The following is an 11,038-nucleotide window of genomic DNA, read 5'->3' as shown; positions in this document are numbered from 1 at the left end:
CCACGTCATGTTGATGCGGCCGGACTGCACGTCCAGCGTGCCGCCCGACAGGTTGATGATGGAACCGGTTTGCGTGACGACCTCGCCGCCATCGAAACGCACCGTGCCACCCTGCGCCAGCCAGTGGCTGGCCGGCACGGCCCGGTTGGCCAGGTAGCCGCCCACTTCCAGCAAGCCGCCAGCGGTGTACCAACGGTCGTTGCCGTAACCGCCCGTGCCAGCCGGCACGTAGACCAGGTCGCGGATGTCGACCCATACATCGCTGTTGGCCAGCTTGCCGCTGTCGCGGTTGCCCGGCGCGTCGCGCTGTTCGTTGCCCTGGATGTTGATCTTGAGATTGTTCGATTCCATCGACACGGGCACGCCGATGGCGCCGGACACGTCGATCTGCGCACCGTCGCGCACCAGCGTGCGCGTGCCTGCCTTCACCGCCACCTGACCGCCCGTGGCCAGCGTCAGCGTGCCCGCCTGGAAATCCACCGAGCCGGCGCTGTCGATCTGCACCAGCGACAGGTCGCGGCGATAGCGGTCCGCCAGCCAGACATCCCCGCCGCCGCCGCCCACCACCGGCGCCAGCAGGCTGTCGCGCTGGCCATCCAGCGCCGTGGACGTGCTGGCGTCCAGCAAGATGGCGTTGACCGCGCCTTCGCGCAGCGTGATCGCGCTGCCTTCGCCAGTCGCCGTCAGGTGAATGGTGCCCCGAGCGTCCACCGATGTCGTGGTCGCCAGCACGCCGGCCTGCTCCACTTGGTTGGCCGCCAGCGTGACATCGCCCAGAGGCGACTGGATCAGGCCGGTGTTGCGTACCGTGCCCGCCCCCGACACCAATACCTCGCTGCCGCGCGTGGTCGAAGACTGATTGCCATCGGAACCCTGGCCGCGACGGATGACGAAGCTGTCCCCAGCCGCCAGCAGCGCCTGCCCTCGCGGCGCGTGGATCAGGCCGCCCTGCTCCACCTCCTTGCCCAGCAACAGCGTATAGCCGCCGCCTTGCGTCACCGTGGTCGGCACCGTGGTGCGGATCTGCGCCCCCTGCTGCACTTCGATCTTGCCCAGCGCCTCGGTGAACGTGGCGACCGTGCTGTCCTGCCCATAAATGCCGCGGTCGATGAACTGCTGGTCGCCGATGCTGGCCGCCGCGGCCACCAGATTGCGCACATCCACCTGCGAACCGCCGCCGAACACGATGCCGTTGCGGTTGACCACCATGACCGTGCCGTCGCCCCGGATCGCACCCGCGATCTGCGACGGTCGCGCCTGCGGATCGTTGACGCGGTTCAACACCGCCCAATCCGCCTGCTGGCGGAAATCCACTGTAGTGTTGCGCCCGACGTTGAAGGTTTCCCAATTCAGGATGGCGCGATCGCCGGTCTGCTGCACGGTTACCGTGGTCTTGCCGCCCGCCACGGTCTGCACCGGGGCCTGCGCGTTGCGCCAACCCGCCGTCAGAATATTGCTGTCGACCTTCAGGCCACCTTCGATCAGGCCATCGGGAATGCCGCCGCCGGCCGCCACCGCCGCGTCCCGGGCAGCCGCTTGCGCGGCCTGCTGCGCGGCGATCGCCTGCGCCGCCACGTTCAGGTTGCCGATGGAACGATCCAGCTTCTGCCGCGCCGCCGCCTGCTGCGCGGCCGTGCCGTTGCCGACCCCCACGCCGGCCGACTGGGCCCGCGCCCGCGCATCCGTGCTGAACCCCGCGCCCTTGCTGGAGCCCGAGGCCGCGAACCAGGCCTGCGCCTGCACGGCCGGGGCGGCGGCCAGCAACACCATGGCCGAAGCCAGCGCCAAGGCCAGCGGCGCGGGCCGCAAGACCGAAGCGTTCCCTTCGCGCCTGCGCGCCAGGGAGATCGGACGGAACGGGTGTTTCTTGATGGTCGGCATGGCGGCAGTCATTCGTGGATACGGATGGGATAAGCGTCGATACCCCAATGACGAAGATGCCCCCGGAAACCCTCAGCGATTTCCGCGGCCTATTTGATGAAGATTTTGTTTCAAGTCACCAGCACAATACCCTGCGGCAGCTCGATCAATTCCGCGCCATACAGGTCGCGGATCATGGCCGGCACCGCATCGAGCTTCTGCAATGAAATGCGCATCTGCACCCGGCGGCGGCCCAGCGCCTCGTTGCGCAGCACCAGCCGGCCGCGCCGGTAGCGGTTCACCTCGGCGATCACCTCGGACAGCGGCGCGCCCTCGAAGATCAGTTCCCCGCCGCGCCAGGCGGTCACGGCGGCGGCATCCACGGTACGCACCGGCGACAGCCGATCCACCGTGTAGATCACCTGGGACGAAGGTGGCACCGCCACCGAACCCAGGGGATGCTCGACGCGCACGGCGCCGTCCACGCAGGTCACGCAGACCTCGGGACCGGTATGGCGCACATTGAAATGCCCGCTGGCGCCCTCGATACGCGCACCGGCCGCATACACCCGGACATCGCCCTTGGCGCCGGCGTGAACGTCCGTCTCGCCGGCCAGCAGTTCGAACGCATAGTCCCCATCCCGCAGATTGATGCGGGTCTGGGTATTCATCTGCACCACGCCGCCATCGGCCAGCGCCACCTCGCGCCGCTCGCCCGTACCCGTGCGATAGTCGGCGGCGAAGTCGCCGATGGCCGGCCACAGGTTGGCCGGCGGACGCACCAGCATCCATGCGGCGCCCGCGGCCACCGCCCCGCCCAGCCAGGCACGGCGGCCCGGCTGGAAGCCGAAGGCGAAAGCGCCCGCCCGGCGCGGCCTGGCGGCCGGCGAACGCTGCGCGATGCGCGCCACGGCGGGCTCCAGGGCCTCCCAGACCTCGCGCACCTCGCGCCAGGCCCGCGCATGGTCCGGGCTCTGGGCGCACCACTGGCGCAGCGCCTGGGCATCTTCCTGCGTGGCCTTGCCCGAGCGCAGCCGGGCCCACCAGGCGTCGGCCTGGGCCTGAATGGCCCGGTAATCATCGTGAGGGTGTCGGGACATGGTCGTCATTCTGCATTCCGCCTGCGGCGGCCGACGGGATTATCGCTTTGCGCGGCCTGTACGTCGCCCATGCGCTGCTTGCAGTGCGTCATGGCCAGCCGCAGCTCCTTTTCCACCGCGCTGACCGAGATGCCCCAGCGCTCAGCGATCTGGCGGTTCATCAGGCCTTCCAGCCGCGCGGCCACCAGGATGTCGCGGCGGCGCGGCGGCAGCTCGTCCAGCACGTCGTCCAGACGCGCGACCTCGCTGCGGCCGGCGACGATGCGCTCGGGATCCGCGGCATCGTCGGCGATGTACATCAACGCCTCGATCTCCTGCTCGTCCAGCAGGGTCGTCTTGCGGTTGCGGCGGTACTCGTCGGTGGCGATGTTGGACGCCATGCGCAGCAGGTAGCCATCGGGGTTGCTGGCGGGCGCCGCCTGGGCGGTCTCCAGACGCACCCAGGTGTCGTGCAGCACGTCGTCGGCCGTGTCTTTCGACCCGGTCATGAATTCCAGCCGCTTGCGCAGTTCGCCATATCGCTGGACCAGGCGATCGCGCAATCCGCCGCGTGGGGTATCCGGCATGCGTCAATGCTCCGTGCGCAATGAGGATGGACAGCGCGTCACGGCGCCCGGGCCATCGGGCACCAACAGCAGCAGCACGGGTTGCGGCATGGCTGCAGGCGGTGCTGCGAAGCTCAAGGCTTGCAGGGCGGAGGCCACGGCCTGGTCGCGCGCCGTATCGCCCGTGGAATCCAGCAGGCGCAAGCCGGCCACCTGGCCCATGCCATCCAGCCGCATCTGCAGGGCCAACCGATAGCGGCCCGGACGGGTCTGGGGCTGGCGGCACAACACCTGCGTCACCTCGGTCTGCAGGCGCGCCACGTAATCGCCATACGACGCCTGTGCCGCCGGCCGCGCGGCGGACGGTTCGGACGCCCCCTGAGGGGCATAGACGATCACGGCGTCACCGCCGATGAAACGCGCCAGCAGGCCCGTGCCCGACAGCAGCCGCTGCATCGCGGCGCTGGCCGTATACGAACCGGCCACTGCCTGGACCGGCCGGTCGCTGTAGCGGTCGTCCAGCATCACCGCGATGCCGGTCGCCCGGCCATAGGCATGCAGGGCGGGACCCAGCGTACCGGCATCGATGCGAAATGGAATCTGCTCGGGGCCCTGCGCCTGCGCCGGCTGCCAACAAGGCGACAAGGCCAGCAGCGAGAGGCATCCCGTCAGCATCCATGCACTGGCTGACGTTTGCGTGCCGGTCATGTGTGTCGAGTGGAGTACGGCCTGGCGTGGAAGGCGTCCGGGCCCGATGAGGAAGTGCGTGCGCCGACATCGTATGAGCGCCTCGTGACTGTTACATGACAGCATGGCGTAAGCATCCCGCGCCGGGGCGATAGAATCCGCCATCGGCCGCCGTTCCGCGCGGCCCCTTCTGCCTGCGAATCCATGATCGGCCGCCTGACCGGAACCCTGCTCGAAAAGACCCCGCCCACCGTCCTGGTGGACGTCAATGGCGTCGGCTACGAAGTCGACGTGCCCATGAGCACGCTGTACGCCCTGCCGGAGAACGGCGCGCGCGTCACGCTGCACACCCACGTGATCGTGCGCGAGGATGCGCACCTGCTGTTCGGCTTCGCCTCGCCCTCCGAACGCGCCGCCTTCCGCCAGCTGATCAAGATCACCGGCGTAGGCGCCCGCATGGCGCTGGCGCTGCTGTCGGGGCTGTCCGTGGCCGAACTGGCCCAGGCGGTCACGCTGCAGGAATCCGGCCGGCTGACGCGCGTGCCGGGCATCGGCAAGAAGACCGCCGAGCGGCTGCTGCTGGAACTGAAGGGCAAGCTGGGCGCGGACATCGGCGCCACGCCGCACGCCATGCCGGACAGCCAGTCCGACATCCTGAATGCGCTGATGGCGCTGGGTTACTCGGACAAGGAATCGGTGCTGGCGATGAAGCAGTTGCCGGAAGGCGTCAGCGTCTCGGACGGCATCCGCCTGTCGCTGAAGGCATTGGTGCGCTGACGAGAAAACCGCACGCGCGAGGCCTGGCCGGCCAACGGGGCGCGCATGCAACGTCGATCGGAACACCTGCGGGCTTCGCCATCATCGCGAGGCACCGCAAGCCGGTATTCCGTGGAACGTCGGACTACGGCAGCCCCGTCTGCGCGGGCTGCCCGCCGCGCTTCAGGTAGCCCGGCGCCACGGCCTCCAGCGGCGTGGGAACCACGCCGAGGTCGGGCGACATCCCCTGGGGACACACATTGTCCACGGTCAGCGAATCCAGGTTGTCGCGCGACATCAGCGGGGTGCCGGGCAGCATTTCGAAGAATCCCGCCTGGATCTTGCCCAGCCCCATGGGGACGTCCACGACCGGACGCCGATGGCCGCTCCAGATCGCGCAGAGCCTGACGACGTCGCCCAGGGTGTGCACCTGCGGACCGCACAGTTCATAGGCCTGGCCCCAGGTTTCGCTGCGGCGCAGCGCATTGGCCATGGCCGACGCCACGTCGCTGACATACACCGGCTGGATGCGCGCGCCCGCGCCCGCCATCGGCAGCACGGGAAACCATCTCGCCAGGCGGGCAAACAGGTTGGTGAAATTGTCGTCGGGGCCGAACACGATGGATGGACGAAAAATGGTCCATCCGCCTTCCCAGCCTTGCAGCTCGGCCTTCACCGCATGCTCGCCATCGCCCTTGGAGCGCGCATACATGCTCGGACCCTGCGCATCCGCGCCCAGGGCGCTCATGTGCAGCAGACGCCCCACCCCGTTGCGGCGGCAGGCCTGCGCGACACGCCGCGGCAACTGCACGTGCGCGCGGGAAAAGCCGTCGCCATAGGGCTTGCCCTGCCCGCCGTGCAACACGCCCACGAGGTTGATGACGGCGCCGCACTGGACCATCAGGCGGTCGAGTTCGGCATCGTCGTGCACGTCGGCCTGGATCAGCGTGACCGCGGGCAGCACTTGCAGGTCGCGTCCATTGGCATAGCGCCGCGTGGGCACCAGCAATTGGTGTCCATCGGCCGACAGCCGCGCCGCGAGATGGCGGCCGATGAAGCCGGTTCCGCCGATGACTAGGATACGCATGCGTGATCGCTCCTGGTTCGTCTGGTAGGCCGGGCTGTCCTGTCCCGGTTGGCTCAGGTTGCCGCAACCGGCGTGCCTGGCGCTCGCACGGGCTAGGGTTGCGCGGCAGCGCCCAGGCTGGCGCGTATCAACCGAGCCAGCCCACCTGAATCGCCGTTATACGCCTGGATCGACGCGCGCACCATCTCTGCCTGCCCCACCGCGCTCCAGTCGACGCGGTGGCCGGCCTGGCGCGCCAACTGCCCGATGAATTCGCGCTGGGTGCGGCCGTTTCCCTCGCGAAAGGGATGCAGCACGTTGATCTCGCCCAGGTAATGTCCCGCGCGGATGCTGAAACGGCCCACGTCCAGCCCCTGCAGATAGTCCTCGCCGGCCAGTTGCTCGAACAACTGCCCCGCCGCGCCTTCGATCATCAGGCGGCGCGCGAACATGGTCTGTCCCTTGGTGATCTCGACGTGGCGCACCTGTCCGGCCCAGTCGTAGACGTCGCCGAACAGGCGCTCGTGGATCTTCAGCAGGTGGGTCAGGTCGAAGCGGCCCGCCACGGGGCGCTCGCGCAATTCGGCGGCCCGCAAAAAAGAAAGGGTGGACTCGACCTTGTCGAGCGCACCCTGGCTTTTGATACCCAGGAGATTGCGCAGCACGTCCGTACCCTGGTACAGGTAGGGATCGCCACGGTCTCCGGCATATTTCATGGCATGTCTAGCCGGACCCGCATCTTGAAATCCGCCACGGCGGCGCCGATGGTGATTTCGCCACGGGCCCATCGTTCGGCATCGGCCACGGCACGGGGGTCGGGTTCCAGGCCTTCGATGCGTTGGCTGGCCAGCGCGCTGCGGATGGCCGCCATGCGTTCGATCTGTTCCTGTTCCGCGACCAGGGAAACGGCTACGGTTTCCGGCACGGGATCAGCGGTTTTCGGCGTTGAGAACATCTTGTTATCTTACCGCAAAACCCCTGATATTTCAGATGTTTATACGTATCAGGGACGGGTCTGTCAGGCCGCCACCAGACGTCCGTAGTTGGCCAGATCGACGTTGCCGCCGCTCAGGATGACGCCGACGCGCGCGCCCTCGGCAATCGCCACCCGCTTGTTCAGCACGGCGGCGGCCGCCAGACAGCCGGTGGGCTCGACCACGATCTTCATGCGCTCGGCGAACATGCGCATCGTCTGGGCCAACTGGTCGTCGGTCACGGTAAGGATGTCGGTGACATTGTCGCGGATGATGGGGAACGTCAGGTCGCCCAGGTGCGTGGTGGCCGCGCCGTCGGCCAGGGTCTTGGGCGCGGGGATGCGCACCACTTCGCCCTTGCGCAGCGACTGCTGGCCATCGTTGCCGGCCTCGGGCTCGACGCCATAGACCTTGCACGATGGGCTGAGCGCCTTGGCCGACAGCAGCGAACCCGACAGCAGGCCGCCGCCGCCCAGGCAGACGAACAGATAATCCAGCTCGCCCACTTCCTCGAACAGTTCCTTGGCGGCCGTGCCCTGGCCGGCGATGACGTCGGGATGGTCATAGGGCGGGATCAGCGAGGCGCCGGTCTTTTCCTGGATGGCGCGGGCCACGGCCTCGCGGTCGTCCTTGTAGCGGTCGTAGGTGACCACGTTGCCGCCATAACCCTGCGTGGCGGCCTTCTTGGCGGCCGGCGCGTCCTCGGGCATGACGATGGTGGCCTTGACGCCCTGCAGGCGCGCGCTCAGCGCGATGGCCTGGGCGTGGTTGCCCGACGAGAAGGTGATGACGCCGGCCGCGCGCTGCTCGGGCGAAAGCTGCGAGATGGCGAAGTAACCGCCGCGGAACTTGAACGCGCCCATGCGCTGCAGGTTTTCGGCCTTGAAGTACAGCCTGGCGCCGGCCAGCGCATCGGCCGTGGCCGAGGTGAGCACCGGGGTGCGGTGCGCAACACCCGCCAGCACTTCGCTGGCGCGGACGACGTCGGAATACGTGGGCAGGGCGGTCGGCATGATGATCCTGGGCGTGTCGGAAGAAAGGCAAACCGGGATGATACGCCTGACGCATGCACGGCTGCGAGGGGGCGCCGCGACATATGCCCAGGCATTCACGCCCGCCTGCACGCCGCAATACGTTCCCTATGCGCGCGCGCCTTCCCGCGCCTTCCCGCGCCTGTACAAGCGCCCGCATGCAGCCGCCCGTCTGCACGCGTCCGCAAAAGAGGCCGTGGTGTACCATGACCCCGCGCATCCGCCCGCGCTACGAACCATGGCCATCCAGAACGACTCGCTTTCCTCCCTGCCCGACGCGCCCCGCCTGGTCGCGCCGCAGCCGACCTCGCCCAACGAGGAGTCCATCGAACGCGCCCTGCGCCCGAAAGCGCTGCAAGAGTACGTGGGGCAGGCGCGCGCGCGCGAACAGCTGGAAATCTTCATCGCGGCGGCCCGCGGGCGCAACGAATCGCTGGACCACGTGCTGCTGTTCGGCCCGCCGGGCCTGGGCAAGACCACGTTGGCGCACATCATCGCGCACGAAATGGGCGTGCAGTTGCGGCAGACCTCCGGCCCCGTGCTGGAGCGCCCGGGCGACCTGGCCGCGCTGCTGACCAACCTGGAACGCAACGACGTCCTGTTCATCGACGAGATCCACCGCCTGTCGCCGGTCGTCGAGGAAATCCTGTATCCCGCGCTGGAAGACTTCCAGATCGACATCCTGATCGGCGAAGGGCCCGCGGCGCGCAGCGTCAAGCTCGACCTGCAGCCATTCACGCTGGTGGGCGCCACCACGCGCGCGGGCATGCTGACCAATCCGCTGCGCGACCGCTTCGGCATCGTCTCGCGGCTCGAGTTCTACGACGTGGCCGACCTGTCGCGCATCGTCACGCGCAGCGCCGGCCTGCTCAATGCCACCATCACCCCCGAGGGCGCCCAGGAAGTGGCGCGCCGGGCGCGCGGCACGCCGCGCATCGCCAACCGCCTGCTGCGCCGCGTGCGCGACTACGCCGAGGTGAAGGCGGGCGGCGTCATCGACGCCGACGTGGCCGGCCGCGCGCTGTCCATGCTGGAGGTCGACCCCCAAGGCCTGGACCTGATGGACCGCAAGCTGCTGGAAGCCATCGTGCACAAGTTCGACGGCGGCCCGGTGGGCGTGGACAGCCTGGCCGCGGCCATCGGCGAAGAACGCGACACCATCGAAGACGTGATCGAGCCCTACCTGATCCAGCACGGTTACCTGCAGCGCACCCCGCGCGGGCGCATGGCCACACGGACGACGTGGCAGCACCTGGGGCTGGCGGTGCCCGCCGGGCGCTCGGGCGCGGGCAGCGGCGACCTGTTCGAATAAGGCCGCGCGTCCCTGGGCGCAGCGGATTCGATGGCGCCCACGGGCGCCATCGTTGCATGGCGCTCAGGCAGGCTGTGGACAAACGGAAAGTGGCGGCGCAAACAGCCTGCCGCCCGACCGGCCATGACGCGGGTAGCGGCAGGACGCGTCTACGCGCCGTTCCCCTGCCCTGCCTGCTCCTTAAACGTCAGTGCGCGGCCGCTGTGCCGGCGGCTCGGCGCCAGGGATCAGCGCTTCCGATGTCGTGGCATCGGCGGCCTCCCGTATCTCAGACTCGGGCGCCGCCTCCACAGGCGGTGTATCGTCAGCCGGAACCGGCGGCGATTCCGTGGCCGACGCCGGCGGCGTCACCACGTCGGCCTGGGGCTCGGCCATCTCCATGGTGGTATCCAGCTCGGGATCGACCCGCGGATCCAGCGTGACCGATGCGGGCGAGCTTTGCAGCGAATCCGGCATGGGCACGAAGTGCGTGGGCGCCTCGTCGACCTGGTGTGCGCCGGTGACCCGGCCCGGCTGCACGCGCCATACCAGAATCAACGCGCAGGCCGAGATGAATACGTAGTACATCGCCGGCCCGCCCACCGACATCAGGAAGCCCGCGATCAGCGGCCCCATGCAGGCGCCCACCCCGTACGTCATCAGCAGGATGGCGCTCAGGCTGACACGGCGCTGCGGCTCGACGTGGTCGTTGGCGAAGGCGGCGCCCAGCGGGTACAGGGTGAACTGCAACACGCCGAACACGCACGACAGCGCGATCAGCAGCCAGTACGGCAGCGTGACGAAGCCCCACATCGCCACGGGCAGCAGCACCAGCAGGGCGGCGTTGAAGCGGATCAGGCCCGCGCGGTTGATGCGGTCGGACAGCCAGCCCATCGGCCATTGCGACAGCAGGCCGCAGGTGACGGCGGACGCCACGAACACCGCGATCTGCGAGGTCGTCAGGCCGTACTTCAGCGCGAACACCGGGGCCAGGCCATAGAACGCGCCGGACAGATTGCCCGCCACGAACAGCACCGTCAGCGACAGCGGCACGCGCTTGACGTAGAAACGCAGGTCCAGCGGCGCGGGCAAGGGCGTGGGCGGGTGCGAACGGGCGGTGATGGCGATGGGCACCAGGCACAGCACCATGCACATGGCCACCAGCGTCAGCGGGCCATTGTCCATGTTGGCGTACAGCGTCAGGGCCAACTGGCCAAGCACGGTGCCCAGGCCGGACACGGCCATATAGAGGGAGAACACGCGGCCCCGCTGGCTGTTCTCGGTCTGTTCGTTCAGCCAGCTTTCGATGACCATCAGCTCGGTCACCATCACCACGCCGGCGATGATGCGCAAGGGCAGCCAGTAGATGGGATCGTCGATCAGCATCTGGCCCAGGATCATGCTGGTGGCGATGGCCGCGCACGCCGAGAAGGCGCGTATGTGGCCTACCCGGATGATCAGCTTGTGGCCCAGGCGCGCGCCGCACACCAGGCCGAAGTAATAGCCGGCCATCAGCAGGCCGATCCAGGTCTCGCTGACCGCGGCCTGCGACAGCCGCAGGCCCATGTAGGTATTGAACAGGCCCGTGCCGACCAGCATCAGCAGTGTGGCGCTGTACAGCGGGGAAAACGTCGAGAGTGTGGAAATCATGGCAACTCGGCCGATACGCGGCGGGATTGCCGGCCGGGACGCGCATGGCGTACCCGGCCGTGGGTGCGACGGAAAGGA

General features: G+C 68.6%; 11 protein-coding genes. 2 read left to right on the top strand and 9 right to left on the bottom strand.

Going from position 1 to position 11,038, the window contains the following annotated elements; genetic code table 11:
* The 4 genes from A7W11_RS28525 to A7W11_RS12280 form a co-directional block, all read right to left on the bottom strand.
* On the bottom strand, positions 1-1,881 hold a 1,881-nt coding region (locus tag A7W11_RS28525; protein WP_218188588.1), incomplete at its 3' end, for a two-partner secretion domain-containing protein.
* Positions 1,882-1,991: 110 nt separating this feature from the next.
* The gene (locus A7W11_RS12290) at positions 1,992-2,960 is read right to left on the bottom strand and encodes a FecR family protein (RefSeq protein WP_162270269.1); all 969 of its coding nucleotides are present in this window, start codon (positions 2,958-2,960) and stop codon (positions 1,992-1,994) included.
* A gap of 5 nt (positions 2,961-2,965) precedes the next feature.
* Entirely contained in the window at positions 2,966-3,526 is a 561-nt protein-coding gene (locus A7W11_RS12285; protein ID WP_066412454.1) for an RNA polymerase sigma factor, read from the bottom strand.
* A 3-nt stretch (positions 3,527-3,529) separates the two neighbouring features.
* Complete coding sequence (locus tag A7W11_RS12280; RefSeq protein WP_162270268.1) at positions 3,530-4,213, bottom strand: STN domain-containing protein; 684 nt, start codon at positions 4,211-4,213, stop codon at positions 3,530-3,532.
* Positions 4,214-4,396: 183 nt separating this feature from the next.
* Between A7W11_RS12280 and ruvA the strand changes: the two genes are divergently transcribed.
* On the top strand, positions 4,397-4,969 hold the full coding sequence (gene ruvA / locus A7W11_RS12275) for a Holliday junction branch migration protein RuvA (protein WP_066412447.1): 573 nt from the start codon (positions 4,397-4,399) through the stop codon (positions 4,967-4,969).
* A gap of 124 nt (positions 4,970-5,093) precedes the next feature.
* Here the strand turns inward: ruvA and A7W11_RS12270 are convergent, their stop codons facing one another.
* From A7W11_RS12270 to A7W11_RS12255, 4 genes are all read right to left on the bottom strand, one after another.
* Positions 5,094-6,035 carry a complex I NDUFA9 subunit family protein gene (locus A7W11_RS12270; protein WP_066412443.1) on the bottom strand — a complete coding sequence of 314 codons (942 nt, stop codon included), beginning with the start codon at positions 6,033-6,035 and terminating at the stop codon, positions 5,094-5,096.
* Between the two features lie 92 nt (positions 6,036-6,127).
* On the bottom strand, positions 6,128-6,730 hold the full coding sequence (locus A7W11_RS12265) for a Fic/DOC family protein (protein ID WP_066412441.1): 603 nt from the start codon (positions 6,728-6,730) through the stop codon (positions 6,128-6,130).
* Positions 6,727-6,969, bottom strand: a complete 243-nt coding sequence (locus tag A7W11_RS12260) for an antitoxin VbhA family protein (RefSeq protein WP_235816861.1) — start codon at positions 6,967-6,969, stop codon at positions 6,727-6,729. The genes A7W11_RS12265 and A7W11_RS12260 overlap by 4 nt, the downstream gene beginning before the upstream one ends.
* A gap of 63 nt (positions 6,970-7,032) precedes the next feature.
* Positions 7,033-8,001, bottom strand: a complete 969-nt coding sequence (locus tag A7W11_RS12255; RefSeq protein WP_066412438.1) for a threo-3-hydroxy-L-aspartate ammonia-lyase — start codon at positions 7,999-8,001, stop codon at positions 7,033-7,035.
* Positions 8,002-8,257: 256 nt separating this feature from the next.
* Between A7W11_RS12255 and ruvB the strand changes: the two genes are divergently transcribed.
* A complete protein-coding gene (gene ruvB / locus A7W11_RS12250) occupies positions 8,258-9,331 on the top strand; it encodes a Holliday junction branch migration DNA helicase RuvB (protein ID WP_066413992.1) in 1,074 nt (357 codons plus the stop codon).
* Positions 9,332-9,511: 180 nt separating this feature from the next.
* Here ruvB and A7W11_RS12245 read toward each other — a convergent pair whose 3' ends face one another.
* Positions 9,512-10,960: an MFS transporter gene (locus A7W11_RS12245; RefSeq protein WP_066412434.1), complete on the bottom strand. Its 1,449-nt coding sequence runs from the start codon at positions 10,958-10,960 to the stop codon at positions 9,512-9,514.
* Positions 10,961-11,038 lie beyond the last annotated feature (78 nt).

It is taken from the genome of Bordetella ansorpii, from assembly GCF_900078315.1.
Lineage (GTDB): Bacteria > Pseudomonadota > Gammaproteobacteria > Burkholderiales > Burkholderiaceae_B > Bordetella > Bordetella ansorpii.
Note: the sequence above shows the minus strand (reverse complement) of the source record. Positions and strands in the feature narration are given on the sequence as shown.

Excerpts from the sequence above, each read along its gene's own strand:
- A7W11_RS12290 (WP_162270269.1), bottom strand. The coding sequence starts at position 2,960 with ATGTCCCGACACCCTCACGATGATTACCGGGCCATTCAGGCCCAGGCC.
- A7W11_RS12285 (WP_066412454.1), bottom strand. The coding sequence starts at position 3,526 with ATGCCGGATACCCCACGCGGCGGATTGCGCGATCGCCTGGTCCAGCGA.
- A7W11_RS12280 (WP_162270268.1), bottom strand. The coding sequence starts at position 4,213 with ATGACCGGCACGCAAACGTCAGCCAGTGCATGGATGCTGACGGGATGC.
- ruvA (WP_066412447.1), top strand. The coding sequence starts at position 4,397 with ATGATCGGCCGCCTGACCGGAACCCTGCTCGAAAAGACCCCGCCCACC.
- A7W11_RS12270 (WP_066412443.1), bottom strand. The coding sequence starts at position 6,035 with ATGCGTATCCTAGTCATCGGCGGAACCGGCTTCATCGGCCGCCATCTC.
- A7W11_RS12265 (WP_066412441.1), bottom strand. The coding sequence starts at position 6,730 with ATGAAATATGCCGGAGACCGTGGCGATCCCTACCTGTACCAGGGTACG.
- A7W11_RS12260 (WP_235816861.1), bottom strand. The coding sequence starts at position 6,969 with ATGTTCTCAACGCCGAAAACCGCTGATCCCGTGCCGGAAACCGTAGCC.
- A7W11_RS12255 (WP_066412438.1), bottom strand. The coding sequence starts at position 8,001 with ATGCCGACCGCCCTGCCCACGTATTCCGACGTCGTCCGCGCCAGCGAA.
- ruvB (WP_066413992.1), top strand. The coding sequence starts at position 8,258 with ATGGCCATCCAGAACGACTCGCTTTCCTCCCTGCCCGACGCGCCCCGC.
- A7W11_RS12245 (WP_066412434.1), bottom strand. The coding sequence starts at position 10,960 with ATGATTTCCACACTCTCGACGTTTTCCCCGCTGTACAGCGCCACACTG.